This is a genomic window from Endothiovibrio diazotrophicus (assembly GCF_054657215.1).
The window spans coordinates 12,637-30,169 of the sequence record NZ_BAAHXB010000070.1 but is presented as its reverse complement, the minus strand read 5'-3'; the positions used below and the strand labels follow the sequence as shown (position 1 = coordinate 30,169).

22 protein-coding genes are annotated in these 17,533 nt (G+C 65.2%); 13 read left to right on the top strand and 9 right to left on the bottom strand.

From position 1 onward, the window contains the following. Positions 1-320: 320 nt before the first annotated feature. The 4 genes from ACYQ2W_RS16585 to ACYQ2W_RS16570 form a co-directional block, all read right to left on the bottom strand. On the bottom strand, positions 321-710 hold the full coding sequence (locus ACYQ2W_RS16585; RefSeq protein ID WP_459869451.1) for a type II toxin-antitoxin system VapC family toxin: 390 nt from the start codon (positions 708-710) through the stop codon (positions 321-323). Then, entirely contained in the window at positions 707-1,063 is a 357-nt protein-coding gene (locus ACYQ2W_RS16580) for an AbrB/MazE/SpoVT family DNA-binding domain-containing protein (protein WP_459869449.1), read from the bottom strand. The genes ACYQ2W_RS16585 and ACYQ2W_RS16580 overlap by 4 nt, the downstream gene beginning before the upstream one ends. Before the next feature lie 267 nt (positions 1,064-1,330). Beyond that, positions 1,331-1,753 carry a PIN domain-containing protein gene (locus ACYQ2W_RS16575; protein ID WP_459869447.1) on the bottom strand — a complete coding sequence of 141 codons (423 nt, stop codon included), beginning with the start codon at positions 1,751-1,753 and terminating at the stop codon, positions 1,331-1,333. Continuing rightward, the gene (locus ACYQ2W_RS16570; RefSeq protein ID WP_459869445.1) at positions 1,743-1,967 is read right to left on the bottom strand and encodes a hypothetical protein; all 225 of its coding nucleotides are present in this window, start codon (positions 1,965-1,967) and stop codon (positions 1,743-1,745) included. Before ACYQ2W_RS16570 ends, ACYQ2W_RS16575 begins: the two co-directional genes overlap by 11 nt. Before the next feature lie 281 nt (positions 1,968-2,248). Between ACYQ2W_RS16570 and ACYQ2W_RS16565 the strand changes: the two genes are divergently transcribed. From ACYQ2W_RS16565 to ACYQ2W_RS16525, 9 genes are all read left to right on the top strand, one after another. Further along, positions 2,249-2,710: a hypothetical protein gene (locus ACYQ2W_RS16565; protein WP_488193050.1), complete on the top strand. Its 462-nt coding sequence runs from the start codon at positions 2,249-2,251 to the stop codon at positions 2,708-2,710. After that, positions 2,707-3,009, top strand: a complete 303-nt coding sequence (locus tag ACYQ2W_RS16560) for a type II toxin-antitoxin system RelE/ParE family toxin (protein WP_459869441.1) — start codon at positions 2,707-2,709, stop codon at positions 3,007-3,009. The genes ACYQ2W_RS16565 and ACYQ2W_RS16560 overlap by 4 nt, the downstream gene beginning before the upstream one ends. Positions 3,010-3,533: 524 nt before the next feature. Beyond that, positions 3,534-3,707: a hypothetical protein gene (locus tag ACYQ2W_RS16555; protein WP_459869439.1), complete on the top strand. Its 174-nt coding sequence runs from the start codon at positions 3,534-3,536 to the stop codon at positions 3,705-3,707. A gap of 420 nt (positions 3,708-4,127) precedes the next feature. Continuing rightward, entirely contained in the window at positions 4,128-6,092 is a 1,965-nt protein-coding gene (locus ACYQ2W_RS16550) for a PatA/PatG family cyanobactin maturation protease (protein ID WP_459869437.1), read from the top strand. Positions 6,093-6,102: 10 nt separating this feature from the next. Beyond that, positions 6,103-6,336 carry a cyanobactin biosynthesis system PatB/AcyB/McaB family protein gene (locus ACYQ2W_RS16545; protein ID WP_459869435.1) on the top strand — a complete coding sequence of 78 codons (234 nt, stop codon included), beginning with the start codon at positions 6,103-6,105 and terminating at the stop codon, positions 6,334-6,336. Continuing rightward, positions 6,333-7,121, top strand: a complete 789-nt coding sequence (locus ACYQ2W_RS16540) for a LamG-like jellyroll fold domain-containing protein (RefSeq protein WP_459869433.1) — start codon at positions 6,333-6,335, stop codon at positions 7,119-7,121. The genes ACYQ2W_RS16545 and ACYQ2W_RS16540 overlap by 4 nt, the downstream gene beginning before the upstream one ends. A 28-nt stretch (positions 7,122-7,149) precedes the next feature. Continuing rightward, positions 7,150-8,763, top strand: coding sequence for a cyanobactin maturation protease PatG family protein (locus ACYQ2W_RS16535; RefSeq protein WP_459869431.1), 1,614 nt, complete (start codon positions 7,150-7,152; stop codon positions 8,761-8,763). 180 nt (positions 8,764-8,943) lie between these two features. Next, on the top strand, positions 8,944-9,204 hold the full coding sequence (locus tag ACYQ2W_RS16530; RefSeq protein ID WP_459869429.1) for a FitA-like ribbon-helix-helix domain-containing protein: 261 nt from the start codon (positions 8,944-8,946) through the stop codon (positions 9,202-9,204). Then, a complete protein-coding gene (locus tag ACYQ2W_RS16525; RefSeq protein WP_459869427.1) occupies positions 9,201-9,599 on the top strand; it encodes a type II toxin-antitoxin system VapC family toxin in 399 nt (132 codons plus the stop codon). The genes ACYQ2W_RS16530 and ACYQ2W_RS16525 overlap by 4 nt, the downstream gene beginning before the upstream one ends. A gap of 219 nt (positions 9,600-9,818) precedes the next feature. Here the strand turns inward: ACYQ2W_RS16525 and ACYQ2W_RS16520 are convergent, their stop codons facing one another. Together ACYQ2W_RS16520 and ACYQ2W_RS16515 are read right to left on the bottom strand one after the other, a co-directional pair. Further along, a complete protein-coding gene (locus ACYQ2W_RS16520; RefSeq protein ID WP_459869425.1) occupies positions 9,819-10,232 on the bottom strand; it encodes a type II toxin-antitoxin system VapC family toxin in 414 nt (137 codons plus the stop codon). After that, positions 10,232-10,486 (bottom strand): type II toxin-antitoxin system VapB family antitoxin, encoded by a 255-nt coding sequence (locus ACYQ2W_RS16515; protein ID WP_459869423.1) that lies wholly within the window; start codon positions 10,484-10,486, stop codon positions 10,232-10,234. Before ACYQ2W_RS16515 ends, ACYQ2W_RS16520 begins: the two co-directional genes overlap by 1 nt. A 185-nt stretch (positions 10,487-10,671) precedes the next feature. On the opposite strand from ACYQ2W_RS16515, the gene ileS reads away from it, so the two are divergent. From ileS to ACYQ2W_RS16500, 3 genes are all read left to right on the top strand, one after another. Further along, a complete protein-coding gene (ileS, locus tag ACYQ2W_RS16510) occupies positions 10,672-13,503 on the top strand; it encodes an isoleucine--tRNA ligase (protein ID WP_459869421.1) in 2,832 nt (943 codons plus the stop codon). A 121-nt stretch (positions 13,504-13,624) separates the two neighbouring features. Continuing rightward, a complete protein-coding gene (locus ACYQ2W_RS16505; RefSeq protein WP_459869419.1) occupies positions 13,625-14,197 on the top strand; it encodes an ImmA/IrrE family metallo-endopeptidase in 573 nt (190 codons plus the stop codon). After that, complete coding sequence (locus ACYQ2W_RS16500) at positions 14,188-14,994, top strand: hypothetical protein (protein ID WP_459869417.1); 807 nt, start codon at positions 14,188-14,190, stop codon at positions 14,992-14,994. The genes ACYQ2W_RS16505 and ACYQ2W_RS16500 overlap by 10 nt, the downstream gene beginning before the upstream one ends. 97 nt (positions 14,995-15,091) lie before the next feature. On the opposite strand, the gene ACYQ2W_RS16495 is transcribed toward ACYQ2W_RS16500, so the two are convergent. Next, a complete protein-coding gene (locus ACYQ2W_RS16495; RefSeq protein WP_459869415.1) occupies positions 15,092-15,589 on the bottom strand; it encodes an O-acetyl-ADP-ribose deacetylase in 498 nt (165 codons plus the stop codon). Positions 15,590-15,862: 273 nt separating this feature from the next. Between ACYQ2W_RS16495 and ACYQ2W_RS16490 the strand changes: the two genes are divergently transcribed. Beyond that, complete coding sequence (locus ACYQ2W_RS16490; protein WP_459869413.1) at positions 15,863-16,288, top strand: DUF3301 domain-containing protein; 426 nt, start codon at positions 15,863-15,865, stop codon at positions 16,286-16,288. A 117-nt stretch (positions 16,289-16,405) separates the two neighbouring features. Here the strand turns inward: ACYQ2W_RS16490 and ACYQ2W_RS16485 are convergent, their stop codons facing one another. Together ACYQ2W_RS16485 and ACYQ2W_RS16480 are read right to left on the bottom strand one after the other, a co-directional pair. After that, the gene (locus tag ACYQ2W_RS16485) at positions 16,406-16,798 is read right to left on the bottom strand and encodes a ClpXP protease specificity-enhancing factor (RefSeq protein WP_459869411.1); all 393 of its coding nucleotides are present in this window, start codon (positions 16,796-16,798) and stop codon (positions 16,406-16,408) included. An 86-nt stretch (positions 16,799-16,884) separates the two neighbouring features. Further along, positions 16,885-17,508, bottom strand: a complete 624-nt coding sequence (locus ACYQ2W_RS16480) for a glutathione S-transferase N-terminal domain-containing protein (RefSeq protein ID WP_459869409.1) — start codon at positions 17,506-17,508, stop codon at positions 16,885-16,887. Positions 17,509-17,533 lie beyond the last annotated feature (25 nt).

Here is a 17,533-nt window from a genome sequence, read left to right as displayed (position 1 = left end):
TTCGGCTGCGCTGGTGCCTGGTTTAATGTGAGAAAACGGTGGTGGGATAAAGTGCGAGACAACAGACACCGGGACGAGATTCTCGCCGCCTTGGACCTGCTATTCACCGGTATTTGATGCCTTGTCAACAATGCCATCGGTCTCAAACTGGTAACGTAAGATCTCCGAGAGATGAGGCAGCTTTCCAGGCCATGGGGTCAAGTCTTTCCTTTTGCATTTCAACTTTAATCATCAAAAAAGGAGAAAAACGTCGGCACGCGCATATTCAACGGCACCCGACGATGGAGTCAGCCGAAAAGAGGTGGATTTCAGAGAAACGACTAAATGGCGGTTGGCACCAGAGCGGCCCTTTCCCCACCCTTACGCGCGAGCCTTTCGTCGAAGGTGAACAAGATCGCCCCCTCGGCCAGAACCAGATGGAGCGCATCGGCGAAATCCATGCCTTCACGATGCAGGGACAGCGCCTCATCGACCCGCTCGGCTTGGCGAACGATCACATTCGGCAACCCCAACACCTGCAATATCGCCCTGCGGACTACCTCACGCGAAAGCCCATACACGCCTCGGAGCACCCATTCGAATTTGAGCAATACGGTATGGGAGATCAGCACCACCCGGTCGCCGCCCAAGACATCCATCGCCGCCCGCTCCTGGACCGGATCGTCGTTGGTGACGTAGCGGACCAGCACGTTGGTATCGACCGCGATCACGACTTGTCGTACCGGACGGACGGCTCGGCAACGGCGGCGCCCTGCTCATCCCGCCACTGAAAACGTAGCGCTTCGGTGATCCCCGCCTCCATCTCCTCAAGGCTCTTCGCAGGACCGAGGTAACCGGTACAGCCCAAGCCCTCTTCCAGGTGAGTTGGCGGAAACGGCTTGGCGGGCCGGACGATCAGCGCATCCCCGTCCTCCTCGATGGTGAATCGGGTACCGACCGCCCAGTGATGGCGTCGCCGGAGGGTGCTGGGGATGAGCAGCGCACCTTGCCCGTCGAGTGCGCAGGTCTCGATGCCGGTGCCGGTAGCCGGCGTGTCCGTTTGCGCTTTTCCGTGGGTGGTCATCGATCGTGGTCCCCGAAAGGAAGGTGATTGGGAAACGTCGCGTTTGATGTCGCCTGTGACTCTCGGATTATAGGAGTGCGCGCCGATGGGAACAAACAAGCAAACAAGATATCCGCCTCAACCGTCTCCGCAAAAACAACCACTTACGCCATCAGCCAAGGGTCACAGGGTCAGGTCTTTCCTTTTGCATTTCAACTTTAATCATCAAAAAAGGAGAGCCCAAGCAGGACATCCGCCCCAACCCCAATCACATCCAGCCACACTCAACTATATGAACGGATTGAGAATCGTCAGTTGTTCGATGACGTGGCCATGCTGGAGATCTTCACTGTACAAGGTCTCGCAGCCGGCATGCTGGGCGGCGGCGATGATCAGCGCGTCGTAGAGGGAGTAGCGGAGCCGGTAGTGAAGACTCAGGGCGCGGTCGTAGAGTTCGGCGCTGGAGTTGACGTGGCAGAGGGGAAGCAGCACGCCGTTGAGGTATTGGAGAGCGGCATCCTGCGGCATCGGAGTGGCGAATTTGCGGGTTGCCAAGTTGAGGAACTCCTGAATCACTTGGTAGCTGATGCAACCTTGGCCGCTCAGCGCCTGCTCCACCAACACCATGGCCCTCTTCCGCTTCTCCGCCGCGCGGTGGTCGAAGGTGTAGACCAGGATGTTGGTGTCGAGGAAGAAGCGCTCAGCGCTCATTCATCTCGTCCCGGCTGAACGGCCCTCCAGCTTCGGTGGTCGATGCGAGCCGTTCCATCAGGACGCGGTAGCCCGCAGCCCGCTCGTTTCCCGAAGCATAGCCCTCCAGCCAACGGCGGAACTGCGCATTGAGGGTGGTGTGCTCCCCCCGCGCCTTCTCCCGCGCCGCCTCGATAAGACGCTCTTCCGCGCTCAAGGTGATGTTCTTCAACATGCCGCCCCCACACTACTATCGTGTACCCAATTGTCGTATTGAACGGTAAGGCCGTCAATTCCGACCACAGACTGGCCTTTCCCTCGTCAAAATCCTGGATACACTCCCTTTTTCGGCACCCCGCTGAAGGCCTTGCGCTGAGCGGCTATGCAGCGACGGCGTGACTAGGAGCCTGTCGGGCATTTAAGTGATATGTAAAGTCAGGTGCTGGGACTTTACTATTGCGCGACGCCCGGTCTATAGTTATTCGGGTTCCTTTTATCTATAGAGTGATTCCCGTAATGGCTGCACACACTATTGACCACGCTACCCTTGAAAACCTGATTGAGGCCGGTTCGGTACGCTCGGCTACCGCCGTCGCCCACGGTGATAGTTGGTCGTTGGTGGTTCGGTACGGAATGACCGAGAAAGCCGTCGCTGCCAAGAACTCGAAGCGAGTTCGGGAGTGGCGGCACCTGGATACCCTGGCTAAATACCTCAAGGGGTTGGGGATCGCCCGATTCGAGACGGATGCCGCCGATTACAACCCCGCTCAGAAAAGCGTTACTCGGCCGGATCGCTCGGCGGCATTGCGAAAAACTCACGAGGCCGCCGCTCATGATGAGTGGTTCCGTCAGCAGGTGGGCGACGCCTTGGCTGCTTTGGACGAGGGGGAAGAACCCCTTTCTCACGACTCCGTTACAGCTCGCTGGAGCGCGCGCCGGGCCGCATTGACGAATCAGGCAGGCGAGGAAGATAAGTGAAACGGTGCTCCGTCGTCTGGTTGCGGCGGGCGGTATGTGATTGGGACGCGATTGTTGACCATATCGCAGAGAACAACCCCGCCGCCGCGATCAACGCCGGCGACCGAATCGAAGAGCACGCCGGCCGTTTGGCCGATCATCCGGAATTGGGGCGGGCGGGGCGGAAGCAGGGAACCCGCGAATTGGTGATCACCGGCCTTCCCTATATCGCGGTCTACCGCTATGAGCGTGAGCGGCACCGGGTCGTTGTGCTGCGGATTCTTCACGGAGCGCGGCAGTGGCCCCCTAATCCGGCGTGAGGATCCATGACCCACAAACAAGACACCCACCCCAACCACCCAGCAAAAACAATTACTTACCAGACCAGGGCAGTACGGCCCGGGGCAGATGCAGAGAGCAGACGCATCATCACCAGAGCGGAAAAAACGCGGGACACCCGCGATAAAGTACCGGCGATAACAAATATTCCCTTACATCCGGCACCGGCGCTCAGCGACGATCAATGGCCAACGGACGCAATATCTCGACCATCACCACGATGTAACGATGACCGAAATATACATCTTGTATAATCATGACTGTCACACCTTTTCCTCTGCTTGACGCAATCGCGGACTGCCACCTAACATGAACCGCCCGAACGTTTGGGCCTGCTCGATTCCGGGTGTATCCAACGATACGATGGGGAGCGCGGCGCGATCCCGCAGGATGTTATTTCATCCCCGGGACTCACACTTCTTGTTCTCGCCTCTATTACGCCTTTCATGAATTGGAGAGGCCCTCGGTATCGATCGTCGATAGTCAATTCATTGGAGAAAGCAATATGAAGAAGGACACCGCCCGCAAGTGCAAGAAGGGCCTCTCCCCCAAGCAGGTGCAGCCCGTGCTTCGCCCCATTTCCGGCATCGACCACACCGCACCGGCCTCGCACCAGTACGGCGTGGATGCCTCCGGGCAGTTCGTCGCCGCGGCGCGCTATCACGTCAAGCTCTACTAGCCAGCACCGCTCCGTTCGGGCATGGAAAGGCAATCGCTCTATTCCATTCCCGGACGGGCGATACGTTTTCCGTCGGCTTACTACCCCCCTGCCGGTCTATCTCTCCGCCTCCTCGCAGTTGCGTCGGCCTTTGCATTTTCCGACCACGCACGGGATCGCATACCGGGAAGAAGAACCGCATTCCCATACCGCAACCGTAGTTTGCCACGCAATAAGAAATCCGTTCGAACCCTTCCACCACCACATCGGGTTCGAATAACGAAAAGCCGCATGGATGAGAAGAAGGGATGCCACCGCCGACTCACCGGGAGCGTGTTTCCCACGTGTCCGCATTAGCGCATCCTGCCCGGCACAATCCGCAAAAATGAAAATGGCGATACGTCCCCCGCGACGGGGTTGCGCCGTCGGGTCCCGACTCCGGTGAGCATCCGTATCCTCTCTTCCATCCCCGCCGGCCTGGACGGCGAAGCCCCGGGCGATCCGCGCATCAAGATCGCGGTGCTGGACGGCCCCGTCGATTTCACCCACCCCTGCTTTGCCGGCGCCAACATGACCCGCCACGCCACCATGGTCGGCGACGAGGCGCGCGCCGACGGCGAGATGTCGCGCCACGGGACGCACGTGGCGAGCCTCCTCTTCGGACAACCGGGCAGTCCGCTGGTGGGGGTGGCGCCGCGCTGCGCGGGACTGATCCTCCCGGTGTTCTCGGACCGGCGCCCCGGCCTCTCCCAGCTCGATCTCTCCCGGGCGATCCGCCAGGCCATCGAGCTGGGCGCCCACGTCATCAGCATCAGTGGCGGGCAGGCCATCGAACCGGGGGCGGCCGAGGACGTGATGGCTCAGGCGGTGGAGCTCTGCCGGCGGGAGAACATACTCGTCGTGGCGGCGGCGGGCAACGACGGCTGCGCCTGCCTGCACAGTCCGGCGGCCCTGCCCACGGTGCTCGCCGTGGGAGCGATGGATCACACCGGGCGGCCGCTGTCGATCAGCAATTGGGGCGAGGCCTACCGCACCCAGGGGATCCTCGCCCCGGGCGAGGACATCCCGGGCGCCGTGCCGGGGGGCGGCATCGAGCGGGCCACCGGCACCAGCTTCGCCGCCCCCATCGTCAGCGGCGTCGCCGCCCTGCTGCTGAGCCATCAGTTGCAACGGGACCGGCGCCCCGACCCTCAAGCCGTCCGCGCCGCCCTCCTGGCCAGCGCGGGCAACTGCACCCTACCCGACGACGACCACCCGCTATGCCTCGTCGGCACCCTGAACCCCGCCGGGGCCTTGGCCCTCCTCGAAGGAGATGAAGAGATGAACAGGAGCACGCCTCCGACAGGTAGCCGCGTCTGCACCTCGTGCAGCGCAACCCGCGATCCCGCCTTCCATGACGCCCCCGACGAGGAGGTGTTCGTCGACTCGGCGGAGTACGCGGACGAAGGCACGGGAGAGGCCGCCGAGGTCTCGATCACCGCGTCCCATCACGGCACCGCCCACGGCATGGCGGCGAGCGGCGCGGACGGCGGGGCCACCCGCCCCTCGGCAAGCGCGCTGCCGGGCCACTCCGGGCGCATCTACGTGCTCGGCGTGCTCGGCTACGACTTCGGCACCGAGGCGAGGCGCGACACCTACAAGCAGCTGATGCCGGCGGCCACCGTGGACGGGGTCACCGTCCCCGCCAACCCCTACGACGCCCGCCAGATGGTGGACTACCTGGAGGAGAACCTCTCCGAGGCGAGGTCGCTGATCTGGACCGTCAACCTGGAGCTGACGCCGATCTACGCGCTGGAGACCTCCGGCGCCTTCGCCCGCGATATCTACGAGATGCTCCACCAGATGCTCGACGGTCAGATCCAGGCCGAGGGCGAGGCCGGCTACATCGAGCGGGTGAGCATCCCGGGGCGCCTCACCGAGCGCACCGTACGACTCTTCTCCGGCCAAGTCGTCCCCGTCGTCGAGATCGAGCAGCCCCGCGGGATGTACGGCTGGAACGTCACCCAGCTGCGCGAATCGGCGGTGGCGGCGGTCAGGGGACACCACCCGGAGGCGGACGACCAGGCGGTGCAGCGCTCGCTGTCGAGCTTCCTCAACAAGATCTACTACGAGCTGCGCAACCTCGGCCAGACCTCCCAGGAGCGCGCCCTGAACTTCGCCGCGACCAACGCCTTCCAGGTAGCCAACGCCTTCAGCGAGGCGATCGGCTACGGCATGGAGCTGGATACGGTGGAGGTCCGCCGCAGCCCGTTCTGCCGCATGGACAGCGACTGCTGGGACGTCGTCCTCAGCTTCTTCGATCCGGATAACGTCCTGCGCGCGCGCAAGCTGTTCCGCTTCACCGTCGACGTCAGCGACGCGGTGCCGGTGACCATGGGCGAAGTGCGCTCGTGGTCGAGCCGCTGAGGGGGTCGCGATGGCCAAGCCCCGCTCGCTGATGCCGATCCAGTCGCCGCCGGTGCGGCGCCCCGACCCGGTTCACCCCCATCGCTGCGTCGACGTCGAGCACGGCTCGCCCGAGGCGCTCTTCGCGGTGCGCATGGCGCTGCTGCACGGCGCCAACTACAACGACCCCGGGGCCTTCGACGCCTGCGCCGCGGCGCGCTACGGGGGAGGTGACGGTGGCGGCCAACGGAGGAACGGACGATGAGCGAGACGGCAGCGACCCCGGTGCTGCGCTTCGACGGCGGCGACGGCCGGGTGGAGCTGGCGGGCAAACTCCCGCTCCACGGCGACGCGGTGACCGTCGAGTTCTGGGCACGCATCGACGCCGCCGCCGGCGCCCAGACCGTGGCCTTCCTCGCCGCCGGGGCCGAGGACCAGCTCGCCCTGCTGGTCCACCTCCCCTATCGGCAACGGATCTACTGGCAGGCCTGGGACGACAACCGCGCCCGCGTCCAGCGGGCGGTGAGCACGGAACTGCTCTCCCGGTGGTGCCACTGGGCCTTCGTCAAGGACACCGCCGCCGGCGAACTCTCCATCTACCTGGATGGCGAACCGTGGGCGAGCGGCAGCGATTGCGGCGGCCCGTTCGCGCCGATCGAGCGCATCGTGCTGGGCAACTACCATCTCAAGCCGCGCCCCTGGAAGGGCGCTCTGGCCGAACTGCGGGTATGGAACACGGCGCGCACCGCCGCGCGGATTCGCCAGTCGATGCACAGCCGCTGCAGCGGAAGCGAGATGGGGCTGGTCGGCTACTGGCCGCTGAACGAGGGCGACGGTGAGGCGGTGCGCGATCGCACCACCAGCGGGATGCACGGCAGCCTCCAGGGGACGGCGAACTGGGAGGTCGCCGAGCTGCCGCTGCGGGAGCGGGCGGTGGCCGCCACCGGCCTGGAGGATTACGCCTACTGGTACCGCTGGATGAAGATGCAGGAAAAGCAGCCGCGGGAGCCGGAGCCCGCGCCGTTTCGCCGCGGACGGATCTGGAGTTGAGCACGCGCCCGGCAAGCGAGTCGCACCGGTGAACGACCCGAGCGACCGCGCCACAAGCCCCCTGTCCGGGGCACGCCGGACGGTGCGCGACTACTACGACCGCAGCCACCAGGCGATGGCGCGCGGGATGCTGCCGGAGCAGCACACCCAACAGAGCGTCTACCTGACCACCCGTTCGCCCCACGACCAGCAGCGGCAGACCAACCTGTTCCTCGCCCGGCGCGCCGGGATCCGCCCCGGCGAACGGATCCTCGACGCCGGCTGCGGCAGCGCCGCCCCGGCGGTGGAGATCGCGCGCCACTACCCCGGTGTACGGATCGAGGCCGTCACCCTCTCGCCCGTGCAGGCCCGGCTGGCCCGCGAGCGGGTACACGCCGCCGGACTCCAGGACGCGATCCGCGTCCACACCCTCGACTACCACCGCCTGCCCTTCGCCGACGGCCATTTCGATCGCGTGCTCTACCTGGAGAGCCTGTTTCATTCGGACGACCTGGCGGCCGCGACGGCGGAGCTGTTTCGGGTCCTGCGGCCGAACGGCACCGTCTACATCAAGGACATGCTGCGCCGCGAAGCGCCCCTCAGCAATGAACAGCAGCGGGCACTGGATCAGTTCGAAGGCGCTACCCAAACCCGCGTCCTGGTCGCCAGCGAAGCGGCCGCCGCGCTGAAGCGGGCCGGCCTCGACGCGGTCGAGTGGGAGGACCTGAGCGACCTCTTCGAGGCCCGCACCTTCTTCGAGATCATGGAGCGCCGCGGGCTCGGCGCCCTGCCGGTGTACTGGGGCGACCTGCGCGGGCGACGGCCGGCCGACGCCGGCGCCGAACCACAACCGCTGTTCGTGCTCGGCGACCTCGCCTACGACTTCGGCACCCCGCGCCGCCGCGACGCCTTCGCCCGCGCGCTGGGCGGCGATCCGCACGAGCCGCTGCGCATGGCGGCCTATCTGGCGGAGCACCCCTCCGCCGTGCGCGGCCTCACCTGGCTGGTCACCCGCGAAGGCGCGCCGCTCTACGCGCTACACCCCGAAGGGGGTTTCGCCACCGAGATCCACGCCGATCTGCGCCGCCTGCTGGCGGGCCAGGCGGATGCCCGTCTGCCGGCATTCGAGCGCATCGAGCGCTGCGCCTTCGCCGGACGGCTGGGCGGACGGCAACGCCCCCTGCTCTCCGGCCAGCGCGTGCCCGAACTCACGCTCGCCGCGCCACGCGGCCTGTACGGTTGGAGCCGCGAGGCACTGCTCGAGGCGGCGCTCGCCGCCGTACCCGAAGCGGCCGTCGCGCCCGCAACGCTGCGCGAGGCACTGCGGGATTTTCTCGACCGCGTCTACCATCGCACCGGCGAGGAGGGACGTAGCGCTCCGGAGCGTGCACTGCTGTTCGCCGCCACCAACGCCGTGCAGTCGTGCCGGGCCCTCGCCGACCTCCTCGCACGGGGGATGGAGCTGTCCGAGGTGGAGGTGCAGCGAAGCGTTGCCGGCCGCAGCGACCATGACTGCTGGGACATCGTGCTGCGGGCCCACCACCCCACCGATCCGCGCCGGGGGGACCGCGTCTACCGCTTCGGTGTCGACGTCGGCACCCCCCTCCCGGTCACCGTGGGCGAGTTGCACGCGTTCAACGAGATGCGCCGCTCCCTTGCCTGAATGCGGGTACGAACTTCGCCTTCCCCCCGGAGCGCTGCGGCGCTCCCCGGGGGTACAAACAGGGGTACAAACAGGACACCCATCACAACCAGCCCAGCAAAACAATCAGTTACGCTTCCGAAAACACCATCATGGTATGCTTCCAAAGAGACATCACTTTACGACTGCAGGCACTCTCCGATGAAAAGCATCACCATCCGCGGCGTAGACAGCAACCTGGATCAAGCCCTCAAGAAGGCGGCCTCGGCCGAGGCCCGCAGCATCAATCAGCTGGTGCTGGAGGTGCTGCGGGAGCGGTTCGGGCTCAGCAAGCCACCCCGGCACACCCGCAAGCACCACGACCTGGACGATCTCTTCGGGAGCTGGGGAGAGGAGGAGTGCGAGCGCATTCAGGGAGCGGTCGATGAGCAACGCAAGATCGATCCCGAGCTTTGGTCATGAGGAGGGCGCTGATCGACACCAACATCTTCTCGCTCGCCATGCGGGGTGATGAGGAGGCGGTGGAACGGCTTCAATCGCTCGATGAGATCGGGTTTTCGGTGATCAGCCTCGGGGAGCTGCATGCAGGATTTCGTGGCGGGAGCAGGGAAAGCCGCAACCGGCGGGAGCTGGGGCGGTTTCTCGATTCACCCCGGGTGCGATTGTTGGAGATCGACGAGGAGACCACGGAGTTCTATGGAGCGATCGTCGTCGCACTGAAGAAGGTGGGAACGCCGATTCCGACCAATGACGTTTGGATCGCAGCGTTGGCACAGCGGCACGGGTTGGGGGTGGTTACGCGGGATGCGCATTTTGGGGTAGTCCCGGGACTGGTGGTGGAGGGCACGGAGGGGTGACTGCGCCGAATGTAGGCTCTTCCTCGCCTTCACCCCCGCTCAATGCGAATCATGAAACGGCTTCGGCGTAAATGATCGGAAGCGCCCCGCCCGAAGGGGCAGTAGACCCCTTGCTGAGATCAGTCAGCCACAAACCGAACACCCATCTTAAGCATCCTTGAAAAACAATTAGTTATCCGATCGAGACGGTGACCACCGAATTCGCTATAGGCACGCGACTCAAGAGGCGGCGTCTTGAGCTTGCCACGGGACCATCTGCACATCGGTGTGGGGAAAATCATCCCCTTTGAAGAGCAGCGGTTCGCCACTGTGGCGGCTCAGGGCGTAGGCGCAGCAGTCGCCGAGGTTGAGTCGGGCGGGATGGCGGCCCTTGCCGTAGCGCCGCCAAGCGATGCGCGCCAGTCCCGCCTGCTCGCCGTTCATGGCGATCACCTCGATCCCGGCGCGATGGATCAGCAGGTCCAGTTGCCGAGCCCCCTCCTCACCCTTTTTGGTCTCGATGACGATGCCCGCTTCGAGCAGGGAGAGGGCGCTGAGCAACCGCCTCGGCGCGGCGGCGATGGCGCGGGCCAGCAGCGCCCCCTCCGGTTCGTGCAGCAGGATGGCGATCAGCGCCGAGGTGTCGATCACCATCAGCCCGGTACCCCGTGTTCGTCGTAGCCGAGGATTTCGTCGGCGCTACGCTCGTCCAAATCGGGCAGCGCGCCGCACCGCTCGGAGATCTCCATGATCGCCTCGTAGACATCGGGCTGGCGCTTGCGGCCGCGCAGCCGGATCAGCTCCGCCTCCAGGGCGTGGATGATCGCCCGGGTGATGCTCTCACCGCTCTCCGCGGCGACCGCCCGCGCCAATCGTTCCGCCTCCGGATTCTTGATGCTCAGTCCCATTGCGGCTCCTTGGTCGAGGGTTATTCTATAAATATGTATAGATTATAGAATTTAGCGCGAACGTCTATCCGCGCGACGGTCGGAAAACGCGCCGAAAACCGGTGGATCGTTGGAACACCATCGGCCATTATGAGAAAATTCCGCTCTTTTCTGGCAGTTACGTCCCCCAAACAGGCGATACCCCCGTGGCCGACTACAAAGACACCCTCAATCTCCCCGACACCGAGTTCCCCATGCGCGGCAATCTGGCCAATCGCGAGCCGGAGTTCCTGCGCCAGTGGGAGGAGATGGCGCTCTACCGCAAGCTGCGCGAGGCGGGAGCGGGCCGTCCCAGGTTCATCCTCCACGACGGCCCCCCCTACGCCAACGGCGACATCCATATCGGGCACGCGGTCAACAAGGTGCTCAAGGACGTCATCGTCAAGTCGAAGACCCTCTCCGGCTTCGATGCGCCCTACATCCCCGGCTGGGACTGCCACGGGCTGCCGATCGAGCTGCAGGTGGAGAAGAAGCACGGCAAGGTGGGGCAGAAGCTCGACGCGGCGGCCTTCCGCCGCCACTGCCGCGACTACGCCAAGGCCCAGGTGGAGGGGCAGAGCCGCGACTTCCAGCGCCTCGGCATCTTCGGTGACTGGGAGAACCCCTACCTCACCATGCACTTCCACTTCGAGGCGGACATCATCCGCTCGCTCGGCAAGATCGTCGCCAACGGCCACCTCGCCCGCGGCGCGAAGCCGGTCCACTGGTGCGCCGACTGCGGCTCGGCGCTGGCCGAGGCGGAAGTGGAGTATCAGGACAAGACCTCGCCGACCATCGACGTGCGCTTCCGCGCGGCGGACGACGCCGACCTGCTCCAGCGCATCGACGGCTACGCCGGCGCCGGCCCGGTCTCTGTGGTGATCTGGACCACCACCCCGTGGACCCTGCCGGCCAACCAGGCGGTCGCCCTGCACCCGGATCTCGACTACCAGCTGATCCAGTGGCACACCCACACCCACGGCGACGAGCGGCTGCTGCTCGCCGCCGATCTGGTCGCCTCGGTGATGAAGCGCTACGGCGCCGGCGAGGAGGACTACCAGGTGCTCGCCACGGTGCGCGGCGCGGCGCTGGAGGGGGTCAAACTCAACCACCCCTTCTATCCGCGCGAGGTGCCGGTGATCCTCGCTGACCACGTGACCACCGACGCCGGTACCGGCGCGGTGCACACCGCCCCGGGCCACGGCATGGAGGACTATCAGGCGGGCCTCCGGTACGGCCTCAAGGTGGACAACCCGGTGGGTCCCGACGGCCGCTTCCTCCCCGGCACCCCGCGGTTCGAGGGGGAGTCGGTGTTCAAGGCCAACGACCACGTGCTGGAGGTGCTGAAGGAGGAGGGGGCGCTGCTCCACTCGCAGAAGATCAACCACAGCTACCCCCACTGCTGGCGCCACAAGACGCCGATCATCTTCCGCGCCACCCCGCAGTGGTTCATCTCGATGGAGCAGAACGGCCTGCGCGCCGGCGCCATGGCGCAGATCAAGCAGGTGGCGTGGCGCCCCGAGTGGGGCCTGGCGCGGATCGAGGGGATGGTCGCCAACCGCCCCGACTGGTGCATCTCGCGTCAGCGCCAGTGGGGGGTGCCGATCGCGCTGTTCGTCCATAAGCTCACCAGCGAGCCCCACCCGCGCAGCGCCGAGCTGATCGAAGAGGTGGCCAAGCGGGTGGAGTCCCACGGCATCGAGGCGTGGCACGATCTCGACGCCGAGGAGCTGCTCGGCGCGGAGACGGCCGACTACGTGAAGGTGACCGACACGCTGGATGTCTGGTTCGACTCCGGCGTCACCCACGCCTGCGTGATGGAGCGGCGCGAGGAGCTGGGCTTCCCGGCGGACCTCTACCTGGAGGGCTCCGACCAGCACCGTGGCTGGTTCCAGTCCTCGCTGCTCACCTCGGTGGCGATGAACGGCGTGGCGCCCTACCGGATGGCGCTGACCCACGGCTTCACCGTGGACGCCGAGGGGCGCAAGATGTCCAAGTCGCTGGGCAACACCATCGCCCCGCAGAAGGTGGTCAACAACCTCGGCGCCGACATCCTGCGGCTGTGGGTGGCGGCCACCGACTACCGCAACGAGATCACCGTCTCCGATGAGATCCTCAAGCGCACCGCCGACTCCTACCGGCGCATGCGCAACACCGCCCGCTTCCTGCTCGCCAACCTCAACGGCTTCGACCCGGCCGCGCACCTGCTCGCCCCGGGCGAGATGCTGCCGCTGGATCGTTGGGCGGTGACGCGCGCCGTCGAATTGCAGGGACAGATCGTCGACGCCTACCGCGAGTTCGAGTTCCACCTGATCTACCAGAAGCTGCACAACTTCTGCTCGGTGGACCTCGGCAGCTTCTACCTCGACGTGATCAAGGACCGCCAGTACACCACCCGGGAGAACAGCGTGGCGCGGCGCTCGGCGCAGAGCGCGCTCTACCACATCGCCTCGGCGATGGTGCGCTGGTTCGCGCCGATCCTCAGCTTCACCGCCGACGAGATCTGGCGGGCGATGCCGGGCGAGCGGGCCGAGTCGGTGTTCCTCGACCAGTGGTACGACTTCCCCGAGGTGGCGCTGTCCGGCGGCATGGATCTGGCCTACTGGAGCGGGGTGATGGCGGTGCGCGAGGCGGTCTCCAAGGAGCTGGAGAAGCTGCGCGTGGCGAAGACCATCGGCTCCTCGCTGGCCGCGGAGGTGACCCTCTACTGCGACGGTGAGCTGGCCGAGCGGCTCGGTGCGCTGGGCGACGAGCTGCGCTTCGTGCTGATCACCTCCTATGCGCAGGTTCTGCCGTTGGCGGAGAAGGCGGCCGATGCGGTGAAGGGCGAGGTCGGCGGGCCGGAGCTGTGGATCAAGGCGGTGCCCACCGCCCACACCAAGTGCGTGCGCTGCTGGCACCACCGCGAGGACGTCGGCGCCGATGCCGAGCATCCGGAGCTGTGCGGGCGCTGCGTGGAGAACGTGGCGGGCGAGGGGGAGACTCGTCAGTTTGCCTGACATCTGTCAGACCGTTCTTACACCCGTTCAGACGGCTGATCTTTTTCACAAGGCACCCTTGCGCCAACCGCCAACAGGGTATAAATAAACAGTAACCACAACACACCAACCGCAACCCACCATGTACACCAAGGAATCCATCGCAGAACTGGCGGATCAGGTACGTAGCTTTCTGGCAAGCCGGGATGAGCGCTTTCGCGTCCCGCCCTATTTGGGAAGTGGCGGACAAGAAACCGGACACGCAATCCAGCTACTGGGGGGAATTCTCAAGTACCAGCAGGAAGGCGAGTGGCCGAGCGACTGGGGCGACGGCGTCATCGCCCCGATCAGCGCCGAGCGCGAACCAGCATTCGAAATCCGTATTCCGCGCCACACCTCACCGAAACGCAATCTGTTCACGATCGCCCACGAGTTGGGACACCTTTTCGTCCATATGGATTACGGCCTGGAGAGCTATGCGGAGACGATCGCGGAAGGCGATTTCCGCGACACCATGATGGCGCGCAGCGCTCGCAACGCCACCGAATACGAGGCCAACCACTTCGCCGCCTGCCTGCTGATGCCCGAAACAGAGTTCCGGCGGGTATGGGGGGAGCGTGCCGGGGACCGCGACGCGGTGGCCGAGCACTTCGGCGTCTCCATTGCCGCGGCGACCACACGAGGCCAGTTTCTGGAACTGATTTCGTGGATTTAGCAGGCTCCCAGCTCCGGCGTGGCCGGAGCGCCCTCCCCAAGGAGGCCCCGCCCACCGTCGCACTGCTCTTCGCCAGCTATGACTTGGTCGGGAGCACCGACTTCAAGGCGGCCCACCCCAACGACTGGATCGCCACCTTTACCGACTATTTCGACACGCTCAACGGCCACCTCACCCACGAGGGCGACGAAGGCTCCCTGCAACCCTGCCAACCGTGGAAACTGCTGGGCGACGAGATCCTGTTCTTCCGCCCTATTGCCGGCATCGAGGAACTCGAAAAGGGAGTGCGAGCCTACTATCAGGCACTGAAGCGATTCGACCCCGGGCTACCGGTAAAAGGATGCGTCTGGGCGGCGGTAATCGACAACGAGATCAATCACCGCATTCCCAAGCGAAACTACACCCCGGCGGACGACTTCCTCGGCGCCACCATCGACGAGGGTTTCCGCATCGCCCACGCCCTCACCCGCCCCGGCTTCCTGACGGTCAGTTTCGACGTGGCTCACCTCCTCCACCGCAACCGCAGCGCCATGCGCAGCAACGTCTATCACGTCGGCTACGAGCGCTTGAAAGGCATCTGGGAGCAGCGCCACTATCCGGTGTTCTGGTATTCGGAGAACCGCGACGGCGACTGCGGCGGCCTGCCCTATGACGCCGCCCTGAAATGCGACTTCGTTCATCGCTACTACAACGAGGAGTGCCGATCCATCGGCGAGACCGTCTTGAACATCCGCGACCAGATCGGCCACCCTCACAGCCAGATCATCGAGGCGTTGTTGGAGAGCCCCAAACAATGAAGCACGTGCATAGGGCGAGCGGAAGCACATGGCGCCTTGCATCCCGAAACCGGTGCACCTCGCTGTCGTCGGCACACCCTGCCACTGATGCCGTTTTTTATTCGATCCCTCCTACCAGATCGCGATACAGCCCGTAGTCGACGTCGCCAAAACAGCAGGCGATGATCCGCTCGAAACGGGCTTCGTAGTTGCGCATCATCGCCACCGCGACCTTGGCGGCACCCTCTTTCGGATAGCCGTAGACCCCGGTGGAGATGGAGGGGAAGGCAATGGTGCGCACCCCGTTCTCCAGCGCCAGCTCCAGGGAGTTGCGATAACAGGCGGCGAGCAGCTCGGGCTCCCCCTCACCACCGCCGTGCCACACCGGACCGACGGTGTGGATCACCCACTTCGCAGGAAGGTGAAAGCCCGGGGTGATCCGCGCCTCGCCGGTGGGGCAGCCGCCCAGCGGGCGGCACGCCTCCAGCAGCTCGGGGCCGGCGGCGCGGTGGATCGCGCCATCCACTCCGCCGCCGCCGAGCAGCGACGAGTTGGCGGCATTGACGATGGCATCCACCGCCAGCCGGGTGATATCGGTTTGAACGACTTCGATCATCACGCTCTCCCCCGAGTGTCGCTGCAAATATACGGACAACCTATCACTCCGTGCGTTTTCCCGTAGGTCGGCGCTACCGCGCCGACACGAACGAAAGCAGCGGAGACAAGGCTATCGCGACCACTCCGAACGGTACGCCTTATTCGGAAAGGGCGGCGGAAACACCGAAAGAGCGGTGTCTTCGTTCACGTCGGCGCGGCAGCACCGACCTACGGCTGCCCGGCAAAACGTCTCACCGGAAACCTTAGCGCCCTTTGCGGTACTCTTCTCCCCATGGACAACATTCTTTTTCTGCTGCTGCTCGGGGCGGTGATCTGGGCCTGGATGGACAACCTGCGGGCGCGGGAGGCGGCGGTACGGGCGGCCGGTAACGCCTGTCGTCTGCGCGGCGTGCAGCTGTTGGATGAGACGGTGGGGCTGGCGGCGGTCAAACTGCGGCGCGACGTCAGCGGACGGCTGCGCTTCGCCCGTCGCTACCGCTTCGAATTCAGCGCCAACGGCGTCCATCGCAGCCTGGGCGAGGTGAAGCTGTTGGGCCATATCCTGGAAGGGGTGGAGATGAGCTTCGCCAACGCGCCGCTGGAGGGGGAGTACACGGTGGAGCCCCCGACGCCTCCGCCTCCCAGCCGCCCGCCGCCGAAGCTCCCCCTCGGCTGGAAGGTCATCGACGGCGGCGCCCCTCCCCGCCGCGACGACTGAGTCCTTCATCAGCGCTCGAGCTCAACGCGGAGAACGCAAAGACGCAGAGATCGCAAAGATTTCTCTTCTCCGCGTTCTCTGCGTCTTTGCGTTCTCTGCGTTTCCTTCCAGAGCGCCTTATTTGACCACCCGCAATGTCGGGCGATTCTTCGGCGGCTCTTCCGGGGCGGGCGGTTCCGGCGGCGGGGTCGGCTCGCCGCCGATCATGTCGCTGAAGACCATCCCCTGGCCGTTCTCGGCGGCATACAGGGCGAGCACCGAAGCCACCGGGATGTAGATCTCGCGGGGGACACCGCCGAAGCGGGCGGAGAAGGCCACCGCCTCGTCGCCCAGCGACAGCCGCTGTACCGCGCGTGCGGCAATATTGAGGACAATCCGCCCTTCCTGGACGTGCTCACGGGGCACCGACACCCCCTCGCCGTCGGCGTGGACCAGGATGTGGGGGGTGAATCCGTTCTCCGCCACCCAGTCGTAGAGGGCGCGGATCAGATGGGGACGTAGCGGCGTCATGAGTGGCTCTCTCCCGGGAAACCGTCCTTATACAACAAAAGGGGCGGTCTCCCGCCCCTCCCTTTGATCGGCCTTTACCTCGGCCCTTACCTCAACTCCTTCTCCGCCTCGCTCAGGCTCTCGCGGAACGACTCGCGGGCGAACATCCGCTCGGCATAGGCGGTCACCGCCTTGGCCTGGGCCGGCAGTTCGATCCCCCAGTGGGGCAACCGCCACAGCAGCGGGGTCAACGAGCAGTCGGCCAGCGTCAGCTCGTCGGAGAGGAAAAAGGGTGCGGCTCCGAACAGCTCGTTGCTGGCGATCAGCTGCTCGCGCAGCTGCTTGCGGGCGGCGCTCGCCTTCTTGTCGCTCTTCGTCTCCAGCTCACCGAGCATGCCATACCAGTCGTGCTCGATGCGGTAGAGGCCGAGGCGGGTGCGCGCGCGTGCCACCGGATCCACCGGCATCAGCGGCGGGTGGGGGAAGCGCTCGTCCAGGTATTCCATGATGACCCGGGCGTTGTAGAGCACCAGGTCGCGGTCTACCAGCGTGGGGACGTTGTTGTAGGGGTTGAGGTCGATCAGGTCCTCGGGAAGGTCGTTGGGGTCGATGTCGACCACGTCATGGGTGATCCCCTTTTCGGCGAGCACGATGCGCGTGCGATGGCTTTCGGGACAGAGCGGTGCGGAGAAAAGGGTCATAACAGAGCGTTTGTTGGCGATCAGGGCCATGCAACTTATCCCCCTGGAGGGTCAT